This window comes from Bradyrhizobium sp. AS23.2, assembly GCF_001908185.1.
Taxonomy (GTDB): Bacteria; Pseudomonadota; Alphaproteobacteria; order Rhizobiales; family Xanthobacteraceae; genus Bradyrhizobium.
In genome coordinates this window covers 1-25,209 of record NZ_LGHM01000092.1, presented here as the reverse complement: position 1 = coordinate 25,209, position 25,209 = coordinate 1, and the positions used below count along the sequence as shown (strand labels likewise).

General features: G+C 63.9%; 26 protein-coding genes and 1 pseudogene. 8 read left to right on the top strand and 19 right to left on the bottom strand.

Annotated elements, in window-relative coordinates:
- Positions 1-81: 81 nt before the first annotated feature.
- Entirely contained in the window at positions 82-282 is a 201-nt protein-coding gene (locus tag AC630_RS20255; RefSeq protein ID WP_027553924.1) for a CsbD family protein, read from the top strand.
- A gap of 72 nt (positions 283-354) precedes the next feature.
- Here the strand turns inward: AC630_RS20255 and AC630_RS44010 are convergent, their stop codons facing one another.
- Positions 355-510, bottom strand: coding sequence for a Thivi_2564 family membrane protein (locus tag AC630_RS44010; protein WP_143198176.1), 156 nt, complete (start codon positions 508-510; stop codon positions 355-357).
- 281 nt (positions 511-791) lie between these two features.
- On the opposite strand from AC630_RS44010, the gene AC630_RS20250 reads away from it, so the two are divergent.
- Positions 792-2,888, top strand: a complete 2,097-nt coding sequence (locus AC630_RS20250; RefSeq protein WP_074120267.1) for a methyl-accepting chemotaxis protein — start codon at positions 792-794, stop codon at positions 2,886-2,888.
- 223 nt (positions 2,889-3,111) lie between these two features.
- On the opposite strand, the gene AC630_RS20245 is transcribed toward AC630_RS20250, so the two are convergent.
- Together AC630_RS20245 and AC630_RS20240 are read right to left on the bottom strand one after the other, a co-directional pair.
- Positions 3,112-3,765, bottom strand: a complete 654-nt coding sequence (locus tag AC630_RS20245) for a DUF2865 domain-containing protein (RefSeq protein ID WP_074120236.1) — start codon at positions 3,763-3,765, stop codon at positions 3,112-3,114.
- Positions 3,766-3,782: 17 nt separating this feature from the next.
- Entirely contained in the window at positions 3,783-4,571 is a 789-nt protein-coding gene (locus AC630_RS20240; RefSeq protein ID WP_074120235.1) for a L,D-transpeptidase, read from the bottom strand.
- Between the two features lie 211 nt (positions 4,572-4,782).
- On the opposite strand from AC630_RS20240, the gene AC630_RS20235 reads away from it, so the two are divergent.
- The 5 genes from AC630_RS20235 (at position 4,783) to AC630_RS20215 (ending at position 9,011) form a co-directional block, all read left to right on the top strand.
- A complete protein-coding gene (locus AC630_RS20235; protein ID WP_074120234.1) occupies positions 4,783-5,895 on the top strand; it encodes an AI-2E family transporter in 1,113 nt (370 codons plus the stop codon).
- Between the two features lie 77 nt (positions 5,896-5,972).
- On the top strand, positions 5,973-6,344 hold the full coding sequence (locus AC630_RS20230) for an ElaB/YgaM/YqjD family protein (protein ID WP_074120233.1): 372 nt from the start codon (positions 5,973-5,975) through the stop codon (positions 6,342-6,344).
- Positions 6,345-6,421: 77 nt separating this feature from the next.
- Entirely contained in the window at positions 6,422-6,877 is a 456-nt protein-coding gene (locus tag AC630_RS20225) for a hypothetical protein (RefSeq protein WP_074120232.1), read from the top strand.
- A gap of 188 nt (positions 6,878-7,065) precedes the next feature.
- Positions 7,066-8,208: an OpgC domain-containing protein gene (locus AC630_RS20220; RefSeq protein ID WP_074120231.1), complete on the top strand. Its 1,143-nt coding sequence runs from the start codon at positions 7,066-7,068 to the stop codon at positions 8,206-8,208.
- Positions 8,209-8,402: 194 nt separating this feature from the next.
- Positions 8,403-9,011 (top strand): TetR/AcrR family transcriptional regulator, encoded by a 609-nt coding sequence (locus AC630_RS20215; protein WP_074120230.1) that lies wholly within the window; start codon positions 8,403-8,405, stop codon positions 9,009-9,011.
- A gap of 114 nt (positions 9,012-9,125) precedes the next feature.
- On the opposite strand, the pseudogene AC630_RS20210 reads toward AC630_RS20215, so the two are convergent.
- The 16 genes and pseudogenes from AC630_RS20210 to urtA all read right to left on the bottom strand — a co-directional run bounded on the left by AC630_RS20210 (position 9,126) and on the right by urtA (position 23,515).
- A pseudogene (locus AC630_RS20210) lies at positions 9,126-10,785 on the bottom strand (CHASE domain-containing protein).
- A 299-nt stretch (positions 10,786-11,084) separates the two neighbouring features.
- The gene (ureG, locus tag AC630_RS20205; protein ID WP_074120229.1) at positions 11,085-11,708 is read right to left on the bottom strand and encodes an urease accessory protein UreG; all 624 of its coding nucleotides are present in this window, start codon (positions 11,706-11,708) and stop codon (positions 11,085-11,087) included.
- Between the two features lie 68 nt (positions 11,709-11,776).
- Positions 11,777-12,505 carry an urease accessory protein UreF gene (locus AC630_RS20200; RefSeq protein ID WP_074120228.1) on the bottom strand — a complete coding sequence of 243 codons (729 nt, stop codon included), beginning with the start codon at positions 12,503-12,505 and terminating at the stop codon, positions 11,777-11,779.
- Positions 12,486-13,121, bottom strand: a complete 636-nt coding sequence (locus AC630_RS20195) for an urease accessory protein UreE (RefSeq protein WP_074120266.1) — start codon at positions 13,119-13,121, stop codon at positions 12,486-12,488. Before AC630_RS20195 ends, AC630_RS20200 begins: the two co-directional genes overlap by 20 nt.
- 12 nt (positions 13,122-13,133) lie before the next feature.
- Positions 13,134-13,433 carry a putative quinol monooxygenase gene (locus tag AC630_RS20190; RefSeq protein WP_074120227.1) on the bottom strand — a complete coding sequence of 100 codons (300 nt, stop codon included), beginning with the start codon at positions 13,431-13,433 and terminating at the stop codon, positions 13,134-13,136.
- A gap of 21 nt (positions 13,434-13,454) precedes the next feature.
- Entirely contained in the window at positions 13,455-13,754 is a 300-nt protein-coding gene (locus AC630_RS20185) for a putative quinol monooxygenase (protein ID WP_074120226.1), read from the bottom strand.
- A gap of 152 nt (positions 13,755-13,906) precedes the next feature.
- Positions 13,907-15,622 (bottom strand): urease subunit alpha, encoded by a 1,716-nt coding sequence (ureC, locus tag AC630_RS20180; protein ID WP_074120225.1) that lies wholly within the window; start codon positions 15,620-15,622, stop codon positions 13,907-13,909.
- A 37-nt stretch (positions 15,623-15,659) separates the two neighbouring features.
- Positions 15,660-16,199 carry an HD domain-containing protein gene (locus tag AC630_RS20175; protein WP_074120224.1) on the bottom strand — a complete coding sequence of 180 codons (540 nt, stop codon included), beginning with the start codon at positions 16,197-16,199 and terminating at the stop codon, positions 15,660-15,662.
- A 3-nt stretch (positions 16,200-16,202) separates the two neighbouring features.
- Positions 16,203-16,508, bottom strand: coding sequence for an urease subunit beta (locus tag AC630_RS20170; protein WP_026202067.1), 306 nt, complete (start codon positions 16,506-16,508; stop codon positions 16,203-16,205).
- A 135-nt stretch (positions 16,509-16,643) separates the two neighbouring features.
- A complete protein-coding gene (locus tag AC630_RS20165; RefSeq protein WP_027553946.1) occupies positions 16,644-16,946 on the bottom strand; it encodes an urease subunit gamma in 303 nt (100 codons plus the stop codon).
- A 40-nt stretch (positions 16,947-16,986) separates the two neighbouring features.
- Positions 16,987-17,817: an urease accessory protein UreD gene (locus tag AC630_RS20160; protein ID WP_074120223.1), complete on the bottom strand. Its 831-nt coding sequence runs from the start codon at positions 17,815-17,817 to the stop codon at positions 16,987-16,989.
- A gap of 51 nt (positions 17,818-17,868) precedes the next feature.
- On the bottom strand, positions 17,869-18,564 hold the full coding sequence (gene urtE, locus AC630_RS20155; protein WP_074120222.1) for an urea ABC transporter ATP-binding subunit UrtE: 696 nt from the start codon (positions 18,562-18,564) through the stop codon (positions 17,869-17,871).
- Positions 18,565-18,567: 3 nt separating this feature from the next.
- A complete protein-coding gene (gene urtD, locus AC630_RS20150; RefSeq protein ID WP_074120221.1) occupies positions 18,568-19,329 on the bottom strand; it encodes an urea ABC transporter ATP-binding protein UrtD in 762 nt (253 codons plus the stop codon).
- A 6-nt stretch (positions 19,330-19,335) separates the two neighbouring features.
- Positions 19,336-20,505 carry an urea ABC transporter permease subunit UrtC gene (urtC, locus tag AC630_RS20145; RefSeq protein WP_074120220.1) on the bottom strand — a complete coding sequence of 390 codons (1,170 nt, stop codon included), beginning with the start codon at positions 20,503-20,505 and terminating at the stop codon, positions 19,336-19,338.
- Positions 20,502-22,109 (bottom strand): urea ABC transporter permease subunit UrtB, encoded by a 1,608-nt coding sequence (gene urtB, locus AC630_RS20140; protein WP_074120219.1) that lies wholly within the window; start codon positions 22,107-22,109, stop codon positions 20,502-20,504. The genes urtC and urtB overlap by 4 nt, the downstream gene beginning before the upstream one ends.
- An 83-nt stretch (positions 22,110-22,192) precedes the next feature.
- A complete protein-coding gene (urtA, locus tag AC630_RS20135; protein WP_074120218.1) occupies positions 22,193-23,515 on the bottom strand; it encodes an urea ABC transporter substrate-binding protein in 1,323 nt (440 codons plus the stop codon).
- A 504-nt stretch (positions 23,516-24,019) separates the two neighbouring features.
- Between urtA and AC630_RS20130 the strand changes: the two genes are divergently transcribed.
- On the top strand, positions 24,020-25,209 hold a 1,190-nt coding region (locus AC630_RS20130), incomplete at its 3' end, for a DEAD/DEAH box helicase (RefSeq protein ID WP_074120265.1).

The window sequence follows — 25,209 nt, the reverse complement described above, 5'->3', positions numbered from 1 at the left end:
TGTTGGGCGAAAGGTCGCGGCGAGCTGGGGAACGGCGGCGCGCCGGTCGCGTTGTCGAGCCGTCAGCAACGGGAGATGCTCATGGACTGGAACCGCATCGAAGGAAACTGGAAGCAGTTCAAGGGTTCGGCCAAGGAGAAGTGGGGCAAACTCACTGACGATGACCTCAAATTGATCGAGGGTCGCCGCGAACAGCTCGAGGGTCGGCTCCAGGAGCGCTACGGCAAGGCCAAAGACCAGGTTCGTCAGGACGTCGACGATTGGCTCAAGTCGCTGCACTAACCGCAGCACGAACGAAGCCCCGGCTCGGCCGGGGCTTTCTTATTGAGAACCGTAGCGACCTAACCTGCCCCACTAGAACACCGTCAGATATTTCAGCAGCGACACCACGCCGATGATGATGACGATCACGCGTGCGATCTGCTTGGCGCGGCCGTCAATCGGCAGCATGTTGATGAGATAGAGCACGAGAATGACGACGAGAAAGGTGACGAGTACGCCGACCAGCATCGCAAAGCCCCCTTCAATTTCCAATGCTGTGCTAACGCCCACCTCCGGCGCCGGTTCCTGCCAGGCAACCCCTTACAATTTCCGGTACTTCCGCATTTCTACAGCCCCCGCTGGCTGCCTGAAATTTTCGGGACGACGCCGGGGACAGCACGGCGGTAACGATCCGTTAACGCCTGCCATTCAGCGCCCTCGCCGCAGGCCTCCGTCAACGCGAACCCCGCGGGCGTTTCAACTCTGTTTATTCCTTTTTGGGAAATATGACGGATTCGGGGGGATTCATCATGCTTCGACGTGTGACCGTTTCGGCGCTGCTGCAGTCCGTCATCGCTCTTCTCGCGGCTTGCGTGGTGGCGCTGCTGGTGACGAGCGCCTGGCAGTCCTGGGAGCGGCTGCGTGGGACCGGACACATCGCGGCCGTAGCCGAGGCCTCCGCGAACGCGTTCAAGGCGATGCACAACCTCCGCACCGATCGATCCTCGACGCCCCGCGTCCTGAACGGCGAAGCGCCGGTGTCGCCGGGGATCGAGAAATTCCTCCGCGGCATCCACGACGCCGAGATGCCGGCGATCCGCGCCACCGCGGCGCTGCTGCCCTCGATCCCGTTCGCCGAGCAGACCACCCTGCTCGGCAATCTGAACCAGCAGGTCGACAAGCTGGTGACGCTCCAGAGTGAGGCCTGGGACGAGATGCGCAAGCCGAAAAAGGCGCGGCGGGCGGCCTTGTCGAAGGACTACACGGACCAGACCGGCGTGCTGCTCGCGACGCTGGAGGAGATCTCTGCGCACCTGACGGGGGTCGTCAATCACAACGATCCACTGATCGACCAGTTGCTGTCGATCAAGCAGGCGGCCTGGCTGTTGCGCAATACCGCCGGAGAGGCCTCAGACCTGGTTTCGACCGGACTGGTGGCGACCGGCAGCCTGCCGCTGGAAGCGCAGCAGACCTACACCAAATTCGTCGGCGCCATCGAGAACGCCTGGAGCGGGCTCGATTCCGCGACGCTCGGCATGAAGCTGTCGCCGGAGCTCTCCAACGCGATGAACGCTGCCAAGGCCGCCTATTTCAACGCCGACTATCTTGCCCTCCGTGACCGGCTGATTGACCAGATCGTGGTGGGGTCGAAGACCGACATGACCGCGGACCAGTGGACGCAGCTGACATCGCAGCGCATGGGCACGGCGGTGACGGTGGCCGAGCGCGCGCTCGACGAGGCGCGTGACTATGCTGCGGTTCAGTACGCGGCGGCGAGCCGCGCGCTCGCAGTCCAGATCGCCATGCTGGTCTTCGCCGCGCTTCTGACCGTCGGGGCGATGCTCACGGTCACACGCCGCGTCATCCGCCCGCTGCACAACATCCGCGACGCCATGCTCAAGGTCGCCGGCGGCGACCTCGCCGTCGACAGCGGCTATCTCGACCGCAAGGACGAGATCGGCGCGCTTGCAGGCGCTCTTGAAACCTTCAAGCAGCAGGCCACCGACAAGCTGCAGATCGAGGCCCAGGAACGCGAACACAACGCAGGCGCCGCGGTGCGCCAGCGCACGATCGAGGCCTCCATCGGAGAATTCGAGGGCCTGGTGCGCGAGACCCTCGCGCAGTTGAGCCAGGCCTCCAGCGAAATGAGCAAGACTGCCTCGGAACTCTCCGCGGTCTCACGCCAGACCAATGAGCGGGTGCAGATCGCCGGCAAGGCCTCGGGCGATGCCTCGATGAGCGTGGACAGCGTGGCCTCGGCGGCCGAGGAACTGAGCGCCTCGATCAACGACATCAGTCAGCAGGCCGCTCACGCCGCAGGAATCGCCAGCCGCGCCGTCAACCAGGCGCGCGACACCGACGGCACCGTCCAGGGCCTCGCGAACTCGGCCAACCGCATCGGCGAAGTCGTCGGCCTGATCAACACCATCGCGGCGCAGACCAACCTTCTTGCATTGAATGCCACGATCGAGGCCGCGCGCGCCGGCGAGGCCGGCCGCGGCTTTGCCGTAGTCGCCTCCGAGGTGAAGTCGCTGGCGAGCCAGACCGCGAAGGCGACGGACGACATCTCCGAGCAGATCGCCGACATCCAGAGGGTCGCAGGCGATGCCATCAATGCGATCCAGGCGATCGGCGGCATCATCGGCGAGGTCAATGAAGTCGCCACCGCCATCGCCGCCGCCGTGCAGGAGCAGGGCGCGGCAACCCAGGAAATCACCCGCAGCACGCAATACGCGGCGCAAGGCACCAAGAACGTCTCGGACAACATCACCGGCGTGAAGGCCGATGCCGACACCGCGGCCGGTGCGGCGGAGAACGTCAAGCAGGCGTCGGAAACGCTGGAAACCCAGAGTCGCCAGCTCGGCGAGCAGGTCGGCGGCTTCCTGGGCAAAATCCGCGCGGCGTAGGGCACGCAGGCGCTACACGCTCGGTGTCGTCCCGGCCCTAGCGCACAATTGCGCACGGGCGCCAGGACCCATAACCACAGGAAGAAGCAAGGCGAAGGCTGGCAACCATCAGCTAGCCCCAAACCACTTCCTGTGGTTATGGGTCCCGCATCGGCGCTCCGCTTGTCCGGGACGACAATCTTTGTTGCGCTGCTAGCGCGGTAACTCAGCCAATGCCCGGCTCCTACTCCTTCGCGACCACCGGCACATGACGGAATTTGGCACGGAGCGATTCCGGGAGCGGGGAGAAGTTCATCGCGACGCCGCGGCGGTCATTCGCGTTGCGGTTAGCGACCACCAGGCCATCCGCGCCCGCGACGATGTCGCCCTTGCGCAAGGTGGGATCGTCTTCGACCTTAACTTGCGCAAGCCCGACCGGATCCTTGCCGTTGCAAGTGCAACCCGCGACGATCTCGTTGCGATAGCGGAAGGCGTTGGGCAGGTCGGAATAGGATTTTCCGTTATCGGTCGTGGCGTCGTCGATATTGCGGCCATAGACCAGCGAGGTTTCCGAAGCCGGGCAGAAGCTCTTGCAGGATTCCGCCTTGCTTTCGGCATCGGCTCCTTGCGCCGGGAAGTAGCGACCGTCGCAACCGCGCACGCAATAGGCGGTGCCACCGCCATAGGAGGCCCGCTGGCGTGGCGCGTCATAGCGCGGCATGTCGTCGTTGGGGAACGGCATCCGGATCTCCGGCGGCGGCCGCATCCGGAAGCCACCGAACAGCGCCGAGAAGAAATCCTCCGCATGCGCCGACGGCGTCAGCGCGAGGCCGAGGGAAGCAACGGCAAGCATCGCCGCCGCGCCACCGGCCAGTTTGCTGATCGAACGCTTCTTCATATGACCTCACTCAACTCTCAGTTCACCGCCGACGTCGAGACGTTCAGCGCCTGCGGAGCCGAAGGCAGGGTCGTCACGGCCGGGCGCTTGCGCACGGGGTCGCCGCCTTTCGCCATCAACGGGGCATTCTTCGGCAGTACCACCACCTTGGCGCCGATATTGACTCGGTTGAACAGGTCGGTGACGTCCTCATTGGTCATGCGGATGCAGCCGGACGAGACGAACTTGCCGATCGTGGTTGGATCATTGGTTCCGTGGATGCGGTATTCGCTCGAGCCGAGATACATCGCCCGCGCGCCGAGCGGGTTGCCGGGGCCGCCGGCGACAAAGCGTGGCAGATAAGGCTGGCGCGCGATCATCTGGGCCGGCGGTTGCCAGTCCGGCCATTCCGCCTTCCGGCTGACGCTCTGCACGCCCGCCCAGGTGAAGCCCTCGCGGCCGACGCCGACGCCGTAACGGATCGCGCGGCCATTGCCGAGCACATAATAGAGATAGGTATTGCCGGTATCGATCACGATAGTGCCGGCGGGCTCGCTCCGGTCGAAGCTGACGATCTGCTTGCGCAACCGGTCGGGCAGCTGGGCATCCGCATCGGCCGCCCGCGGCGCTTCACTCACATAGCCTTGTGCATAGCCTTGCGAATAACCCAGGTCCTGCGAATAGGCCTGCCGCTGCATCGGCGCGTAGCCGAGGAGCGTCTGCGCGCTTGCGGTGCCGAAGGGTACGGCAAGCAGGGCGGTGGCGAAGGCAAAAGCGCTGACGGCGCGCGGCGAGAAGCTGCGACGGACTGCAGAGAACTTTGTCATGTGCTGCCCCGTGGGATGGGTGCATCTGGGTGATGCGGCTTGCCAACAAACGCCGCTGGGCCAACTCAAGTTCCGGCGCAGTCTGCGGCAGTGACGTCACAGTCAAGCGAGGAGCTCTTCACGAAGCCGCGATGGAACCTACGGCTGGCTCGCGCGTTTTCCGGTCATCAATGGGCGCGCGGATCTCAGGCCTCCGTGCGGGAGAGATATTGTGCGCGTCCTTCCCAGCGAACGTCTGATTTCCGTCAGCAACGAAAGCGACCCGCTTCCCGACAGCCATGCCGAGCTGCCGCCGGTAATCCGCCGCACCGAGTTCGTCGCCTTCGCGCTCGCCGGCCTGCTCCTGATCGCCGTGATCGCGGTGCTCTACGTCGCCAAGGCGTTCTTCCTCCCGGTCGTGATGGCCATTGTCGCCGGTACCATGCTATCGCCGGCCGCATCCTTCCTGGAGCGACGGCGCGTGCCGCGTGCGGTCGGAGCGGTCCTGATCGTGGTCGCGGTGACCACGGTCGTCGCCTTCGTGGTCGCGCTGATTGCCGCGCCCGCGATGGAGTGGAGCTCACGCCTGCCCGAGCTGGGCGCGCAGTTGAAGGACAAGCTGCACGTGTTCGACCGCCCGCTTGCGCTGTGGCGGGAGCTGCAAACCATGGTGGGCGGCTCGGAGGGGCTGCCAAGCTTCCAGCTGCCGAAATTCGAATGGGTGCAGCCCACGCTGGAATTCCTGTCGCCGACCTTCGCCGAATTCCTGCTGTTCTTCGTCACCCTGATCCTCTTCATCGCAAGCTGGCGCGACCTGCGGCGGGCGCTGATCATGACGTTCAGCGATCGCGATGCGCGGCTGCGCACGCTGCGGATCCTCAACGAGATCGAGGTTCATCTCGGCAACTACCTTTTGACGGTGACTGTCATCAATATCGGCGTGGGTGTCGCAACCGGCATCGTCTGCGCGCTCACCGGCATGCCGAATCCGGCCGGACTCGGCGCGCTCGCGGCTGGGCTCAACTTCATCCCGATCATCGGACCGGTCGCGATGTTCGTCGTCCTGGTCGTGGTGGGGCTCGTCGCCTTCCCGACCCTCGGCGGCGGACTGATGGCGGCGCTCGCCTTCGGCGGCATCACCTTCATGGAAGGGCACTTTGTCACGCCGACCATCATCGGCCGCCGGCTGGCCCTGAATGCCCTCGCCGTCTTCATCGCGCTGGCCTTCTGGACCTGGCTATGGGGACCGATGGGCGCGTTCCTGTCGTCGCCGCTGCTGATCGTCGGGCTGATCCTGAAGGAGCATCTGATGCCGGAGAATTCGCCGCAGCTGCCGCAGGCCTGACCGTTTTCCGCAAACGGAACTTACCCGAAGACGAAACGTTTTCCGGCTATCCAGCCGCCAACAATTCGGAGCCCCAGATGTCGACGAGCAATGCCGAAGCCGGGATGAGAGACTGGACCGACAAAGCCACCAGAGAACGCCTCGAGAAGGATGTAGCAGCCGTGAAAAGCGACATCGCCGCCCTCACCGATCAGATCACTGACGCGCTCAACACCTTTGCCAATTCCACCAGCAAGCAGGCCCGCCGCGGCTATCGCCAGGCCCGCGAGAACATGGATTCCGCGATCGACGACATGTCGGAGCGCGGCAGCGCGATGATGGGAGCGGCGCAGGACGCCTATGGTTCGATCGAAGAGACGCTGGAAGACGCCATCACGCAGCGACCGCTCGCCACCGTCGGGCTCGCGCTCGGCATCGGCTTCCTGATCGGCATCGCCTGGCGCCGGTAAGATCGCGGAACGAATATTGAGACGGCGGCGCTGCGGCACCGCCGATGTTGGCTTGTGGGGATTTGAGGAGCAAGGCCATGTTTCAGCGCATCATCGATAGCATCAGTGCATCCACTGGTACGACGGTCCGGCTGACCTCCCTGGCCGCGGGCGCCGCATTCGCGCTGTTCATCACCACATGCTTCCTTTGTGCCGCCGCCTTCATCTCGGTTCTCGAAAAATACGGCCCAGTGCAGGCCTGCCTTGCCGGCGCCGGCATCTTCTTCCTGCTGACACTCACCGTGGCTGGCATCTATTGGGGCTACAAGCGGGAGGCACAGAAACGAGCCAAGATCGCAGCCGAACGCGCCGCGAAGTCGGCGGCACAGAGCATGCTTACCGACCCCATGCTGCTCGCCACAGGGCTCCAGATCGTTCGTGCCATCGGGGTTAAGCGGCTGCTGCCGATCCTGGCGATTGGAGGCGTCGCGCTCGGGATCATGGCGAGCCGCGCCGGCGCATCCGACGAGGCATCGGCCGAGCCTGCCGAGTAACGGGGACAAGCGCGTTAAGAAAGTTGCGCCCCCGCGCGGACGCGTGAGTTCTTGGAAATTCAGGGGCTGGCCTTGCGCAATTTTTCGTCAGCCAAGGCGATCCGGCCCCATTCACGCAAACGCTACTCGGATAGGCAGGCGGTTGCCGCTAAAAGCAGCGCCCCTGATTCCAAAAGTCATTTTCCGTGATGAAACCGTCCGTCAAGGCGAACCTCGCCGCATTCCATCACGACGCCAGGCTGTATCTGACGCTCGGCATCGCCAACTGGTCGGTTTTCGTCGACCATATCCCGAACAACGTCGTCAACCTGCTGACGCTGCGAAATTTCGGCTTCAGCGGTGCTGCTGATCTCTTCGTCTTCGTGGTGGGTTATGGTGTCGCCATCATCCACGGCAGGATGGCGCTGGAGCGCGGCTACGTGGTCGCCGCAACGCGCATCTTTCGCCGCGTCTGGCGGCTTTACGCCGCCTATGTCGTGCTGTTCGTGATCTATATCGACACCATCGCCTATGTCGCCTCGCAATCGATGGCGCCGGAGATCATCCACGAATACAACATCTCAGGCATCCTCGAGCACCCGCTGCGTATCCTGGTCAGTGGCCTCGTGCTCCAGGAAGAGCCGCTGAACCTCGACCTGCTGCAACTGATGATCCCGCTGATGGCGTTCTTTCCGTTCGCGCTATGGGGGCTGCTGCGACGGCCGAACCTGACGCTGGCAGCATCGATCGCGCTGTACGTTGCGGCGCGCTGGTTCGACTGGAATTTCCGGGTCTACCCGGACCAGGAATGGACCTTCAATCCGCTGTGCTGGCAGATGCTGATGGTGCTGGGCGGCTGGTTCGCCGTAACCGGCGCACCCGGACGTGCGCTGCACGGCATGTCCTGGCTGCGGATCCTCGCAGGTGCCTATCTCGTATTCGCGCTGGCCGTCACCTTGATGCGCCATTCGCCGGCGTTGTCCGCCTCCTTGCCGGACTTTATCCTCAACAGCATCACACCGACCGACAAGGAAAACCTCGCGCCCCATCGCGTGGTCCATTTCCTCGCGCTCGCCTTCATCGCAACCCATCTCATTCCGGCCGATCATCCCGGACTGAAATGGCGGCCGCTGCAGGCTGTGATCACATGCGGCGAGGAATGGCTCGCTGTATTTTGTATCGCCGTGTTCCTGTCGTTCGCCGGCCATCTCATTCTGATCACCGGGCCGAACCTGGTGGTGATGCAGATCGCGGTGAGCCTCGTTGGCTTCGCGGCGATGACAGCGGTCGCCTATTACATCACCTGGTCGAAGCGGCAGGACCTGCCTGCGGCGCTGCGACAGCAGGCCTAGAGCCACCTCCGTTCCGATGGAATCGGAACGGGGCTCCAGACTCTTGTTCTGACGCGTTTTCCTTACGCGAACCGGTCTCCACTTCGCTCGAAAGCGCTTGAGCTGCCCGGCTCTTCGCGATTCCGCTAGGCCCGGCGCTGTGGCTGCGCTATGCGAAGCAAGGTTGCTTCTGCACGAGGAGACCGGACGTGGTGATGGCGAAAAGCGGGGGTGAAGGGGCGGATGGCGCGCCCCGGCGCGGCCGTCCGAGGTCGATCGAGACCAGCAACGCCATTCTCGAAAGCGCCTATGCGCTGATGGCGGCCACCGGCCTTGCCGCCACCACCATCGACGCTGTCGCGCGCCACTCCAGCGTCTCCAAGATGACGATCTACAAATGGTGGCCGTCGCGGGAAGCGCTGCTGATCGACGCCTTCCTGCATCATGCCGCGCAAATGCTGCCGCTTCCGCCCGCGAGTTCCGGCACGCCCGCGGCGCGCGCGCGCCGCCATGCCGCGGCCTATGCCGATGCACTCCAGGGCGAATTCGGCAAGGTGCAGCTCGCCGTCATTTCCGAATGCATCTCGAAGACCGGCTCAGCAGAGCTGTTCTACGCGCGCTATCTGCAATTCCGCCGCGACGCGCTGGTGGACATGATTGCCGAAGGCCAGAAAGACGGCGGCATTCTGGCTGAGGGACCGCCCGAGGATCTCTACGACGCGATCTATGGCAGCCTGTTCTACCGCTACGTCTTTGGCATAACCCCGATCACGCCGGCCTACGCGCGCAATCTGGTCGACCTGGTGTTGCGACCGAACGGCTAGAGCCCATTTCCCTTCCGATGGAATCGGAACGGGGCTCTATATTCTTATTTTGATGCGTTTTCTTTACGCGAACCGGTATCCGCTCTGCTCGAAAACGCTCCGGAAGCGCGATGGCTATCGCACAGGCCTCACTGGCGCCGAGATTCTGTCCGTGCGGTCGCGCTCTGTCATGTCGACCACCGTCTCCATCGGCGCGATCAGCTCGTAGACATAGGAGACGTCGGTAAAGTAGCGCTTGGCCGTGCCGCCGAGCGCCTCGGGCGCGACGCGGTCGAGCAGGATCAGGCCGAAATCCGAATCGGGCCGGCGCGTCGCCTCGCTGGTGTTGAATTCCTCCCAGCGGAAATGGAAGACATCGTCGGGCGCCTCCCCCCGTCACCGTCCAGATCGCAGTGATGTGTGGATGCTTGCCGACCAGCGACAATCCTTCGTCCGAATGCGAGGCGAGCTCGAAGAACAGCAGCGACAGACTCTGTGCGGCGCGTGCACTGACTGCGATATCCGGGCCGGTGACGGCGATGCGATCGGCATGCGGGATGGCGCGCGCCTCGAACAGGCCCTTCAGCTTGACACCCTGCCACTGGCTCTCGCTGAGCAGCGACACCACGTTGGACATGGCGTGGATGCGGCCGATCAGCAGCTCGCGCGCGACGTCGATGTCCGAGCCGTGGCGCAAGGTGCGCGTCACGATCGACTGGATCACCGCCAGGATGTTCTTGACCCGATGGTTGAGTTCGTCGATCACAGCCGTCAGCCGCCGCTCGAAGCCGATCCGCACCTGGATTTCCCGGCTGAGTCGCAGATTGTTGTAGGCGACATAGCCGAACAGGCCGCACACCATGGCAGTGATGGCAAAACCGATCGCGCCAACGATGATCGCGGTCTGCTCCGCACGCCGCGCCGAATTGGTCTTCGCGTAATAGCCGAGCTGCCAGTCACGACCACCGAAGCTCACCGTGCGCGTCGCCGACGGCGCCGGCCCATCTGCCGACGTCATGCGTGCCGAGACCACGCCCTGATCGTTGGCGACGAGCTCACCGCCCTCCCTGCGCGGATCCTTCAGCGCGACCGCAAACAGCGACAAGTCGTCGTTGGTCAGCATCAGCGAGGCGAGTTCGTAGGAAAAGGTGACGAAGCCGGCCGGCTCCGTTGCCCCTTCGGGAATGACAGGAGCGGCCAGGATGATGCCGACCGGCCCGACGCCGCGCAGCAGGTCAACCGGATCGGAGGCAACCGACCGCTTCTCAACCCGGGCACGCGTCAACATGGCGCCGCGAACCTGGTCCTGGTCATAGCTTCGACCGGCCAGCGCCTTGGTCTCGTTGCTGCGCGGCTCGAGGTCCATCAGCACGTCGATCGGCTGGGTCACGCTGGCAGGATCGATCGGCTTGTCGTCGTAAGAACGGATTTGCGGATTCGGGAATCCGGCCCCGGCAATCACGGCCTGAGCTGCCGCAAGCTCGTTCGGCCTGAGCCGGGCGATCCACCCGGCCACCACGAAATCGGTCTTGAAGGCATAAATGGCCGAGCGCAGCGGCTCCAGCATGTTCGGCTTGATCACCGACGGCGCGCGGAATAGGCCTGAGGCGACACGTGCAAGCAGCTCGCGCTCGGTAAGCCGGTCCTGGACGAGGCTCGCGTGAACGTCGATCGCGCGCGCCAGCGCGATCCGGTCCAGCGCCAGCTCCTGGTCGTGGACGCGATAGGCCGCAAGCCCGGAGAGCAGAGCCCCGAGCAGAGCGATGAAGCCGATGATGAAACCCAGCCGGACCACGCGACTACTCAGGTGGAAGCAGCAGGTCGGCAATAAACACGGAGCATATGAACGCCGCTTGAACGGCCGTGTGCCGAAACAGGGTGAACCCCAGTGGCGGAGATAATGGCGGAGGAGGCATCGCTACGCAACTTGGGTCGCCTGTAAAGCTTAATACGCCCGGCCGATGGTCTGACCAGAACGGCTTTGCTCCGGGCACCGAAGGTAGTTAATCGCCGTGCCCGAGATTTGTTCCGCAGGTCGCGGCTCTGCCCCAGGTGTTAATAGCGGAAAGCGCCTGCGCCACGTCGCCGCGCCCGTCAGCCTGCCCGTTTCAGGCCGCCTTTGGCCTCGATGAAGCCGACGATGCGGTCGAGCCCCTCGCCCTTCTTCAGGTTGGTCATGACGAAGGGACGCTCGCCGCGCATGCGCCTGGCGTCTGTGTCCATCTTCTCGAGGGAGGCGCCGACATGGGGCGCAAGATCGATCTTGTTGATGACCAGGAGGTCGGACCGGGTGATGCCGGGGCCGCCCTTGGACGGGATCTTGTCGCCGGCCGCCACGTCGATGACGTAAATGGTGAGGTCGGCGAGCTCCGGGGAAAAAGTGGCAGCGAGATTGTCGCCGCCGGATTCGATCAGAACGAGGTCAAGCCCGGGAAACTTGGCGCGCATGTCCGCCACCGCGGCCAGATTCATCGATGCGTCCTCGCGGATCGCGGTGTGCGGGCAGCCGCCGGTCTCGACGCCGGCGATGCGGTCCGGCGTCAGCGAGCCCGAGCGCACAAGGAATTCCGCATCCCATTTGGTGTAGATGTCGTTGGTGATCGCGGCGATGTCGTAGTGCTCGCGCATGGTCTTGCAGAGCAGGTCCATCAGCGCAGTCTTGCCCGATCCGACGGGGCCGCCAACACCAACACGCAGGGGGCCGTGAGAATTCGACATGTCGCTGGCTCTCTCTTAACGTCGTCCCGGGCAGGGCTGGGACGACGACTGGTTAAATGCCGCACTGCTCACGAGCGAAACAGCCGCGTATATTGCGTCTCGTGCCGCAGGCTGGCGAGGTCGGCGCGAAACGTAGCGCCGCCGAGATCGTCCAATGTCGCATTCAGCGCACGATCTGCAGTCGCGGCGACGGCTGCTTCCAGCCTCACCAGCACGCGCTGACTGTCGGTCTGGCCGAGCGGAATGAGCCGGCTGGCCGCGGAAATCCAGTTCGAGACCAGCGCATGCAGGAACGCGTGCAGCGTCGGCGCCAGTGGCACGCCGTGCATCGCGGCAACGACGCCGACCGCCACAGGATAGACCAGTGGCGTGCTGCACGCCGCGATCATGGCATCCAGCCCGTCGGCATCCCACGCGGCACGCGCGATATCGACGAAGGCGCGCCCCTGCGATGTCGTCTCGAGCTGCCGCTCGCGCGACGGCACGAAGGCCGCAGCGAGTTCAGCGATATCGCTTAAAGTGGCCTCCTCGCCCGCCTCCGCGGCGCGAAAGGCGTGGACCAGGAAGGTCGCATCGCAAAAGCCCGAACCGTCGCCGAGCATCGCGTCGAGCCAGTCGGCGAGCGTCGCGATGTCAGTGATGTCGCCCGCCTCGACCGCCCACTCGATGCCACTGGAATAAGAGAAGCCGCCGACCGGAAACGCCGGCGACAGCCACGTCATCAGCCGGTACAGCGCCGCCGCCTCGCGCTCGGCCAGGTTACCGGCGCTGCCCAGCTCATTTGTGGTCACGAGCATGCTTGTGGCCGTGGTGATGGTCAGGATGGTCGCAATGCTCGTCGTGATGATGGTGGTGATCGTGCCCATGATCATGCGCGGCATGATCATGATGGTGGGGCTCATGGCCGTGATGATCATGGTGATCGTGGTGGTGATGCCCGTGATCGTGATGGCCATGGTCATCGTGCCCGTGCGCGTGACCCGCATCGGCATAGGCGCCACCTTCGGGATCGAACGGCGCCTCGATCTCGATCACGCGCGCACCAAGGCCCTTGACCATGGCCTCGATGACGTGATCGCGGCGAATGCGCAGGCTCTTGGCCATGATCTGTGTCGGCAGATGACGATTGCCGAGGTGCCAGCCGACACGGATGAGGTGGTGCGGATCGCGGCCGCGGATCTCGAGCAGCGGCTCGGGCGCCGCAACCACTTCGACCAGCCGGCCGTCCTCCAGCACCAGTGCATCGCCGCCGCGGAGCGCAACGGCGTTTTCCAGGTCGAGCAGGAATTCGAGACCCCGCGTCCCCGTCATGGCCATACGACGACGGTGCCGATCGTCGAAATCGAGCACGACCGTGTCCGCCGGCGCTTCCGTGAAGCGGTGTTGCCCCTTGACCTGAGTTGCCCGGATCATGTGCGTCATTCCTCAGATCTTCTCGACCTTGCCGTCGCTGATGATCTCGATCACCGTCGGCGCGGTCTTCATCTGCGCGGAATACTCCCGCCACACCTTCATATGCGGCGCCCTCGCATGTGCGTTGAGGTCCTCGCGGGTCTCCCAGCGCTCGACCACCACATAGAGGTTCGGATTGTTGACACTGACATGACCGTCATAGGAGAGACAGCCCTTCTCCTTGAGCGTCTCGACGGTGCAGGCCTTGTGCCCCCTGATGAAGTCGTCCTTATTTTCCGGCTTCATGGGCGTGGTGGCGATGACATAGATCATGGGATTGTTCCCTCTTCTTGCTTAGCGGACGTCGACCTTCTCCGGCGTGATCACTTCGATCTTCGGCGGCGCCGTAAAGCACTTCACCGCGACGCGGCCAAACGTCTTCATATGCTCCATGGCACGGTGCGGCACCAGAGCCTCGGCATTTTCCCACTGCTCGACGAACACCATCTTGGCCGGATCGGTGACGCTCTCATGCAGGTCATAGGCGATATTGCCGGGCTCTTTCCGCGTCTCCTTGATGCAGGCGGTGGCGGCTGCAATGAACTCGGCGCGAGTTTCGGGCTTGATGGTCAGGGTGGCAACGACGTAGATCACGAGAAATCCTCCCGGCTTTTCTTCTAGGTTAAGATACCGGGCGGGACATTAGACCAGCCGGGATCGAAGCAAAACCGGAAAAGCCGCCCCCGGGCATGCACCCGGGACATGCTCTTGGGACATGCTCTTGGGACATGCGTCGAGACGCTATTTCAGTACATGAAATATCGCTGCGCCATCGGTAGCACCTCGGCGGGGGCACAGGTGAGCAGCTCGCCGTCGGCCCGCACCTCATAGGTCTCCGGATCGACCTCGATGTTGGGCGTGGCGTCGTTGTGGATCATGCTCTTCTTCGAGATCTTGCCGCGGGTGTTCTGGACGGCATAGAGCTTCTTGTCGATGCCGAGCTTGCGCGCCAGCCCGCCGGTGACCGCGGCCTTCGAGGTGAAGACGACGGAGGATGCCGTGCGCGCCTTGCCGAAGGCGCCGAACATCGGCCGATAGTGTACCGGCTGCGGCGTCGGGATCGAGGCGTTGGGATCACCCATCGGAGCGGCGACAATCGTGCCGCCCTTGACGATACAGTCCGGCTTGACGCCGAAGAAGGCCGGCGACCACAGCACGAGGTCGGCGAGCTTGCCCTTCTCCACCGAGCCGATCAGCTTCGACACGCCATGGGCAATCGCGGGATTGATCGTGTACTTTGCGATGTAGCGCTTCACGCGGAAATTGTCGCTGTCCTTGCCCTGGTCCTGCGGCAGCGACCCGCGCTGCTTCTTCATCTTGTCGGCGGTCTGCCATGTCCGGATGATGACTTCGCCGAGGCGGCCCATGGCCTGGGAGTCCGAGGACATCATCGAGAGCGCGCCGAGATCGTGCAGAATGTCCTCGGCGGCGATGGTCTCCTTGCGGATGCGGCTTTCCGCGAACGCCAGGTCTTCCGCAATCGAGGGATCGAGGTGGTGGCACACCATCAGCATGTCGAGATGCTCGTCGATGGTGTTGCGCGTGAAGGGGCGCGTCGGGTTGGTCGAGGACGGCAGCACGTTCTTCAGGCCGGCGACCTTGATGATGTCGGGGGCGTGGCCGCCGCCGGCGCCCTCGGTGTGGAAGGCGTGGATGGTGCGGCCCTTGAACGCCTTGATCGTATCCTCGACGAAGCCGGATTCGTTCAGCGTGTCGGTGTGAATCATCACCTGGATGTCGTGATCGTCGGCAACCGACAGGCAGTTGTCGATCGCCGCCGGCGTCGTGCCCCAGTCCTCATGCAGCTTCAGCGCACAGGCGCCGGCCTTGACCATCTCGATCAGCGCGGCAGGCCGCGAGGCGTTGCCCTTGCCAGAGATGCCGAGATTGACGGGGAATGCGTCGAACGACTGGATCATCCGGGCAATATGCCATGGGCCGGGCGTGCAAGTGGTCGCAAACGTGCCGTGCGACGGGCCGGTGCCGCCGCCCAGCATCGAGGTGACGCCGCTCATCAGCGCGTGCTCGATCTGTTGCGGGCAGATGAAATGGATGTGGCTGTCGAAGCCGCCGGCGGTGAGGATCTTGCCTTCGCCCGCGATCACGTCGGTGCCAGGACCGATGACGATGGTCACGCCAGGCTGGATGTCAGGATTGCCGGCCTTGCCGATCGCCGAAATCATGCCGTCTTTGATGGCGACGTCGGCCTTCACGATGCCCCAGTGATCGACGATGAGCGCATTGGTGATGACGGTGTCGGCCGCGCCCTGCTTGTTGGTGACCTGCGACTGACCCATGCCGTCGCGAATCACCTTGCCGCCACCGAACTTCACCTCTTCGCCGTAGGTGGTGAAGTCCTTCTCGACCTCGATGATGAGATCGGTGTCGGCGAGCCTGACCTTGTCCCCGGTGGTGGGCCCGAACATGTCGGCATAGACGGAACGCTTCATCTTGACGGACATCACAAGCCCCATTTGCGTTTGAATGTTGTGTGAGGGCTCACAGCGAGGCCCTCGCTCGTTGCACCGCATCGTCGAATGTCTGATCGAGCCATGAATTCCCGCCGCGGCAACCCGCGACCACTTGCTCGGCCCAGCCGGTGTAGTCGACGAGATCGTCGCGCTCTTCAGTGGTCGGATCGGAATGAATGCGCGCGCCGATGTTGCTGATCTTGTCAGCGATCTTGATCAGCTTGGCGCCGGCCGACTTCTTTGACGCATCGACGATCTGTCGCCGCCGCCGCTCCGGCTTCGGCAGGCTCATATCGTCGGTGCACTCAACCACCAAGGAGGCGACGCGCTCGGAGAATTTCTGAGCGAGCTCCTCGCGCGTGGCGTCGGTGTCCTCGATCGTATCGTGCAGCCAACCGGCTGCGACGAGCTCGGCATCCGCGCCATCCGTCGCTGTCGCAAGCAGATTCGCCACCTCCGCGAGATGATTGATGTAGGGCTCACTGCCCCGCCCCTTGCGCGCCATGCCGTTGTGCCGGCGCGCGGCGAGATCGGCAGCTTCGGAGATGAGGCGGATGGCCGACAGCATGCCTCACAGCTTCCCCATCACGTCGCCACGAAAACCGTAGATGGTCTTCTTGCCGGCCATGGCGACGAGCTGGACGTCGCGGGTCTGGCCGGGCTCGAAGCGGACGGCGGTGCCGGCGGCGATATCGAGGCGCATGCCACGGGCTTTCTTGCGGTCGAACTTCAGCGCGGGGTTGGTCTCGAAGAAATGGTAGTGCGAGCCGACCTGGATCGGTCGGTCGCCGGTGTTGGCAACCGTCAGCGTCACGGTCTTGCGGCCGGCATTGAGCTCGATCTCGCCGTCCTGGATGAAGAGTTCGCCGGGGATCATGTCTGTCTTCCTCCGTCATTCCGGGGCGCGCCTTCGGCGCGAACTATGATGCGCAATTGCGCATCTGAGAATCTCGATCAACAATCTCTGGATTCCGGGTTCGCCTTGCGGGCGCCCCGGAATGACGAATTTGAACTATCGGATCGGTTCATGGACGGTGACGAGCTTCGTCCCGTCCGGGAACGTCGCCTCGACCTGGATGTCGTGGATCATTTCAGGGATGCCTGGCATCACCTGGTCGCGGGTGAGCACCTGCGCGCCGGATTGCATCAGCTCGGCGACAGTGCGGCCGTCGCGCGCGCCTTCGAGGATGAAGTCGGAGATGATCGCGACCGCCTCCGGATGATTGAGCTTGACGCCGCGGTCGAGCCGGCGGCGCGCCACGATGGCCGCCATCGAGATCAGAAGCTTGTCCTTTTCGCGGGGAGACAGGTTCATGCGAAATCTCTTCCGTTCAACGCATCAATTCAGCCAGTTATCAATTCAGCCAGAGCCGCGGCAAAGCCGCGCCGGTGCGCGCCAGCACGGCGATCATGTCGGCGCGCAAGCGGGCCGCATCTTGGGCACAGAACCGCGCCATTGCAAAGCCATTCCAGGCGGATATCCCGACCTCGCCGGAGAATGATTCCGACGCCTCACGGATGCGCTCGACCAGAGCTTCGTCGCCGGGAACGATCAGCGCCGTGCCGATTGCCGCGCCGCCCTTTGCGACCGCCGATCGCGCAAGTTTGGCGCCGATGTTGCCATCGAGCCTGACGGTTTCTGCGAAGACCAGCTTGCCGCCGCGGGAGAGACGCCAGCGGTCGACGAACTCGCCCTGCTCCATCCGCTCGCCCATGGCGGTGCGGCCGAACACGACGATCTCGCAGAGCAGGAGCGAGGCCGCTTCATCGAGCGCGATGTCGAAGCGGCGTTGCACGCGCGCCCGGTCGAACAGGATGGTCTCCTGCGGGAGCCAGGACAGATGCGCGCCGGCACCGATCTTCAGTGCGATGTTGAGCTGCGCCGCCGGACCAGGGGCGCGGTAGACCTTCTCGGCCGCCGCCGTCGTCAGCGTCAGGCGCGCGGCGTCGGCCGCCGCGATCTCGATGTCGAAGCGATCGCCGCCAGCGACCCCACCAGCGGTGTTGACGAACACGCCGGACAGACCTTGATCTTCCGGCGAGGGAAAGCGCACGCGCAGCGAGCCGGATTCATGCAAGACGCCGCGCCGGGTCACGCCGTCGCGCGCATGCACGTCGAACCGCACCGCGCCGCGGGCGCGGTTGGCCTCGAATACGGTGGACGTGACTGAAGGTTCGCTGCGCATCCGCCTCCCCAGCCGGTCGCGGCAAGATTTCGTAGTTTACGGCTTCTTGGCTTACAGCGCCATCTGGCGGCTGATTTCGCTCGCGTCGAGATTGGAGCGGTCGCAGGCGAATTTCACCGCACCGCGATCCATCACGGCGAAACTGTCGCCGAGTTCGCAGGCAAAGTCGAGATATTGTTCGACCAGCACGATGGCGATATTGCCGAGGTTGCGCAAATACGAGATGGCGCGGCCGATGTCCTTGATGATCGAGGGCTGGATACCTTCGGTCGGCTCGTCGAGGAGCAGCAGCTTCGGCCGCATCACCAGCGCGCGCCCGATCGCGAGTTGCTGCTGCTGGCCGCCGGAAAGATCGCCGCCGCGCCGACCGAGCATGGATTGCAGCACCGGGAACAGCGAGAACACGTCGTCCGGAATGTGCTTGTCCTCGCGCTTGAGCGGGCCGAAGCCGGTCTTCAGGTTTTCCTCCACCGTCAGCAGTGGAAAAATCTCTCGGCCCTGCGGCACGAAGCCGATGCCCTTGCGCGCCCGCTCATAAGGCTTCAGGCCTGTGATGTCGCTGCCGTCGAGCACGATTGCGCCCGAGGAGATCGGATACTGGCCGACCATAGCGCGCAGGAGCGAAGTCTTGCCGACGCCGTTGCGCCCGAGCACACAAGTCACCTTGCCGGGCTCGGCCGAGATCGAAACGCCGCGCAGCGCCTGCGCCGCGCCGTAGAACAGGTTGATATCCTTGACCTCAAGCATCTCTCAGCGTCCCAGATAGACTTCGATGACCCGCTCGTTGGACGAGACCTGGTCGATTGTGCCTTCCGCCAGTACCGTGCCTTCGTGCAGGCAGGTGACCTTGACGCCGAGCTCGCGCACGAACGTCATGTCGTGCTCGACGACCATCACGGTGTGGGTCTTGTTGATCTCCTTGAGCAGCTCGGCGGTGAGGTGCGTCTCGACGTCGGTCATGCCGGCGACAGGCTCGTCGACTAGCAGGAGTTTCGGATCCTGTGCGAGCAGCATGCCAATCTCGAGCCACTGCTTCTGACCGTGGCTGAGGCTGCCGGCCAGCCGGTTGCGCGCCTCGGTGAGACGGATCGTTTCCAGCACCTTGTCGATGCGCTCCGATTCCGCCTTGCTGCCGCGCCAGAACAGCGTGCCTCGCACCGAGTGATCGACATTGAGCGCCAGCAGGAGGTTGTCCTGCACGGTCTGGCTCTCGAACACCGTCGGCTTCTGGAATTTGCGGCCGATGCCGAGCTCGGCGATGCGGGTCTCATCCAGGCGCGCCAGGTCGGTGACGCCGTCGAACAGCACCGTACCTTCGTCCGGCTTGGTCTTGCCGGTGATGATGTCCATCATCGTGGTCTTGCCGGCGCCGTTCGGGCCGATGATCGCGCGCATCTCGCCGGGCGCGAGCGTCAGCGACAGATTGTTGATGGCGTGGAAGCCGTCGAAGGAGACGTGCACGCCGTCGAGATAGAGCATCGCGGAAGTCGCGCGGGTGTCCATGACGTTCATCTACGCCTACTCCACCATCTTCGGTTCGGCCACGCCGTCCTCGACCGCCGCGCTCGCGATGGCCGCCGCGGTGCGTTTTTCGTTCGACGATTCCCACCAGGCGATGAAGGTGCCGACGATGCCCTTCGGCAGCAGCAGCGTCACCAGGATGAACAGTGCACCCAGCATGAAAAGCCAGTAGGGCGCGAGCACGCCGGAGGTGAAGAACGTCTTTGCGTAGTTGACGACGACGGCACCGAGCGCCGCGCCGACCAGCGTGCCGCGACCACCGACCGCGACCCAGATCACCGCCTCGATCGAATTGCCCGGCGCGAATTCGCTCGGATTGATAATGCCGACCTGCGGCACGTAGAGCGCGCCAGCAACGCCCGCCATGCAGGCCGAGACCGTGAACACGAACAGCTTGTAGGACTCGACGCGGTAACCGAGGAAGCGCGTGCGCGATTCCGCATCACGCACCGCGATCAAGACCTTGCCGAGCTTTGACGAGACGATGAAACGGCAGATCAGGAAACCGACGATCAGCGCCAGACAGCTCAGTGCGAACAGCGCAGCGCGGGTGCCTTCGGCCTGGACGTTGAAGCCCAGGATGTCCTTGAAGTCGGTCAGGCCGTTGTTCCCGCCGAAGCCGAAATCATTGCGGAAGAAGGCGAGCAGCAGCGCATAGGTCATCGCCTGCGTGATGATCGACAGGTACACGCCGGTGACGCGGGAGCGGAAGGCGAGCCAGCCGAAGCAGAAGGCGAGCAGGCCGGGCACGAACAGCACCATCAGCGCCGCGAACCAGAACATATCGAAGCCGTACCAGTACCATGGCAGCTTCTGCCAGTTCAGGAACACCATGAAATCCGGCAGGATCGGGTTGCCGTAGACGCCGCGGGCGCCGATCTGCCGCATCAGGTACATGCCCATGGCGTAGCCGCCGAGCGCGAAGAACGCACCGTGGCCGAGCGAGAGGATACCGCAATAGCCCCAGATCAGGTCGATCGCGAGCGCCAGGATCGCGTAGCAGACATACTTGCCCCACAGTGCGACGAGATAGGTCGGCACCTGCAGGAACGACCCCGCGGGCAGCAGCAGGTTCGAGAGCGGGATGAGGATGCCGCAGGCGGCGACGACGGCGAGGAAGATCGCCGCGCCACGGTCCAGCGATCGGGTCAGCATGTGGGGGGTCATGCTTCCACCGCACGGCCCTTGAGCGCGAACAGGCCGCGCGGCCGCTTTTGAATGAACAGGATGATGAGAACCAGGATGGCGATCTTGCCGAGCACGGCGCCGGCGATCGGCTCCAGGAACTTGTTGGCGATGCCGAGCGTGAAGGCGCCGACCAGCGTGCCCCAGAGATTGCCGACGCCGCCGAACACCACGACCATGAAGCTGTCGATGATGTAGCTCTGACCGAGATTTGGGCTGACATTGTCGATCTGCGACAGCGCCACGCCGGCGATGCCGGCGATACCCGAGCCGAGACCGAAGGTGAGCGCGTCAACGCGCGAGGTGGCGATGCCCATCGAGGCCGCCATGCGGCGGTTCTGTGTCACCGCACGCATCTCGAGACCGAGCGCGGTGTAGCGCAGCATCGCAAGCAGGATCGCGAACACCGCCAGCGTGAAGCAGAGGATCCACAGCCGGTTATAGGTGATGGTGATCTGGCCGAGCTCGAACGCGCCGCTCATCCAGGAGGGGTTGCCGACCTCGCGGTTGGTCGGACCGAACATGGTGCGCACGGCCTGCTGGAGCACCAGCGACAGGCCCCAGGTCGCAAGCAGGGTCTCCAGCGGGCGGCCGTAGAGGAAGCGGATGATGCTGCGCTCGATCAGCACGCCGATCGCGCCCGACACCAGGAAGGCCAGCGGCACGGCTATGAACAGCGAATAGTCGAACAGGCCGGGAAAGCGGGTGCGGATGACCTCCTGCACCACGAAGGTGGTGTAGGCCCCCAGCATCACCATTTCGCCATGCGCCATGTTGATGACGCCCATCACGCCGAAGGTGATGGCGAGCCCGATCGCGGCGAGCAGCAGCACCGAGCCGAGCGAGAGGCCGTACCAGGCATTCTGCACGGTGGACCACACCGCGAGCGAATTCTGGATCGAGCCAATCGCGCTCGCGGCAGCCTTGGTCACCGACTCCGGCTGGTCGCCCATGCCGGTGAGCAGCGCCAGCGCCTCCTGGTCACCTCGCGCCTTGAGGGTGGCGACCGCCTCGAGCTTCTCGACCTCGGTGGCGTCGGACTTGAACAACAGGATCGCCGCGCGGGCTTCGCCCAGCGCCACCCTGACTGATTTGTTGGTTTCCTTGGCGAGCGCGCCGTCGACGGCCTCGAGCGCGGTCTCTTCATGCGACTTGAAGACGGATTGCGCGGCCTGCAGCCGCGTTCCGAGATTCGGCGACTGGAGCGTCAGGCTGCCGAGCGCAGCGTCGACGCTGCGGCGCAGGCGGTTGTTGAGACGAACCGCACTCGCACTGTCGGGAACGCTGGCCACGGGCTGGCCGGTCGCGGCATCGATCGACTTGCCGTCGGCTCCGGTGACGTAAACCTTCTTGCTGTCCGGATCGGCCATGAGGCGGCCGTCCTGGAGCGCGCTGATGATCGGAAAGGCCAGCGTGTTGCCGCTGCTCGCGACCACGCCGATCGCCTCTTCGGTGTCGGAAAAATCGTCATTGGCGAATTTGGCGACCGCATCCTCGAACGGACCGGCGAAGGCGGGCAGCGCGAACGCGATCAGAAACAACGAGAGGACAAAGGTACAGAAGCGGGCAGACAAATTGGTTGGCACAGTGAATCATCCCGGCAGAAGTGGTGGAGAAGGCGGCGGAATAGTCGCCTTCTCCCGTCGTGCAATGAACCGTCAGATCCGGATCAGGAGCCCGAACCGAGGCACTTGTTGGTCTTGGTGTTGAAGTTGCCGCACTTCTTGCCGACCCAGTCGCCGATCAGGTCCTTTGAGCCGTCGAGCTCCTTCGACCATGCATCGCCGGCGACAAGACCCGGGGTCTTCCAGACCACGTCGAACTGCCCGTTGCCCTTGATCTCGCCGATGAACACCGGCTTGGTGATGTGGTGGTTCGGCAGCATCTTCGACACGCCGCCGGTCAGGTTCGGCGCCTCGGTCCCGGGAAGCGCTTCGATCACCTTGTCCGGATCGGTCGACTTCACCTTCTCGACGGCCTTCACCCACATGTTGAAGCCGATCACGTGCGCTTCCATCGGGTCGTTGGTCACACGCTTCGGGTTCTTGGTGTAGGCCTGCCACTCCTTGATGAACTTCTCGTTCGCGGGAGTCTTGATCGACTCGAAGTAGTTCCAGGCGGCGAGATGGCCGACCAGCGGTTTGGTGTCGATGCCGGCGAGCTCTTCCTCACCCACCGAGAACGCGACCACCGGGATGTCCTTCGCCTTGATGCCCTGGTTGCCGAGCTCCTTGTAGAAGGGAACGTTGGCGTCGCCGTTGATGGTCGAGACCACCGCGGTCTTCTTGCCGGCCGAGCCGAACTTCTTGATGTCGGCCACGATCGTCTGCCAGTCGGAATGTCCGAACGGCGTGTAGTTGATCATGATGTCTTCCTGGGCGACACCCTTCGACTTCAGATAGGCTTCCAGAATCTTGTTGGTGGTGCGCGGATAGACGTAGTCCGTGCCTGCGAGCACCCAGCGCTTCACCTTCTCTTCCTTCATCAGGTAGTCGACGGCCGGGATCGCCTGCTGGTTCGGCGCCGCACCCGTGTAGAACACGTTGCGCTCGCTCTCCTCGCCCTCGTACTGCACGGGGTAAAACAGGATGTTGTTCAGCTCCTTGAACACCGGGAGCACCGACTTGCGCGACACCGAGGTCCAGCAGCCGAACACGACCGCGACCTTGTCCTTGGTGATCAGCTCGCGCGCCTTTTCGGCGAACAGCGGCCAGTTCGAAGCAGGGTCGACGACGACGGCCTCGAGCTTCTTGCCGAGCACACCGCCCTTCTTGTTCTGCTCATCGATCAGGAAGAGGATGGTGTCCTTCAGCGTGGTTTCGCTGATGGCCATGGTGCCCGAGAGAGAATGAAGGACGCCGACCTTGATGGTGTCGTCCGCGGCCTTCGCACCTGAAATGGAAGCCAGACCGAGCATCAGTCCGGCGGTCGCGGCGAGCACGCCGCGGCGGGTAAATGACGCCGCTATATCGCGAGTGGATTTGGTAGGCATGAGTGTATCATCTCCCTGACGCAGGCGTGAAAAACGCTGCGAAACGGCCCCCACGGCCGCCTGCGATTAATGGAATCGCAAGAACCATGCCATGGGCTGGGCACCTGCCAACCTATTGGTCAGAATAGACAATTTTGCCGCAATCTAAATTCGACCGCGGTCCAACTGCTCAAAATTTGAGCGAATAGAATGTATGCTAATGCGGCAAGCAGTTCATTTTTTGAGCAAACTTGTGCTCCTGTCTAAATTTCCGGCACAACTATTTTTGCACCGCAATCGCCGTTTGAGGCGAGCTTGCCTTGAAAGCGCCCCCTCGATGTTCCATATGACCCAGCGAGACCTCTTGCGAATCAAGGGGTCGTAGCGAGCCGCGTGTTCTTAAGCCCTTTCGGGCCTCTGGCTTGCCCCATCTCACCAAGCCATCCGACACCCCAAACACGCAGGTGTCTTCTCGACACCCTTTTGCGCGCGCCCCGCGGACTGCGTCGGGCGCCCGCTTTTGACATGGAAAGAACCCATCTTTTGACTTCGTTTCAGGACTTCGGCCTCGCCGAACCCATCGCGCGCGCTCTTCGTGAAGAGAACTACGTCACCCCCACCCCCATCCAGGCCCAGACCATCCCGCTGGCGTTGACCGGCCGCGACGTCGTCGGCATCGCCCAGACCGGCACCGGCAAGACCGCATCCTTCGCGCTGCCGATCCTGCACCGCCTGCTCGAGCACCGTATCAAGCCGCAGCCCAAGACCACCCGCGTCCTGGTGCTGTCGCCCACCCGCGAGCTGTCCGGACAGATCCTCGACAGTTTCAACGCCTATGGCCGCCACATCCGCCTGTCCTCCACGCTCGCCATCGGCGGCGTTCCAATGGGCCGCCAGGTCCGCTCGCTGATGCAGGGCGTCGAGGTCCTGGTCGCGACACCAGGCCGCCTGCTCGACCTCGTGCAGAGCAACGGGCTGAAGCTTGGAAGCGTCGAGTTCCTCGTGCTCGACGAGGCCGACCGCATGCTCGACATGGGCTTCATCAACGACATCCGCAAAATCGTCGCCAAGCTGCCGATCAAGCGGCAGACGCTGTTCTTCTCGGCCACCATGCCGAAGGACATCGCCGAGCTCGCCGACGCCATGCTGCGTGATCCCGCCCGCGTCGCGGTCACCCCGGTCTCCTCGACCGCCGAGCGCATCAACCAGCGCATCCTCCAGGTCGACTTCTCGGCCAAGCCCGCCTTCCTGACCAAGCTGCTGCAGGACGAGCCGATCAACCGCGCGCTGGTCTTCACCCGCACCAAGCACGGCGCCGACAAGGTGGTGAAGACGCTGGCCAAGGCCGGGATCGCCGCGAATGCCATCCATGGGAACAAGTCGCAGAACCATCGCGAACGCACGCTCGCCCAGTTCCGCTCCGGCGAGATCCGCACCCTGGTCGCCACCGACATCGCCGCCCGCGGCATCGACGTCGACGGCATCAGCCACGTCATCAATTTCGACCTGCCCAACGTGCCCGAGACCTATGTGCACCGCATCGGCCGCACCGCGCGCGCCGGCGCCGACGGCACCGCGATTTCGCTGGTCGCCGGCGGCGAGGAGCTCAGCTATCTCCGCGATATCGAGCGGCTGATCCGCGTGGCTCTGCCCCGGGAGGACCTCCGCACCGACGCCGGCCGCCGTGATGCCGGCCCTCCCCCGCCGCAGCAACG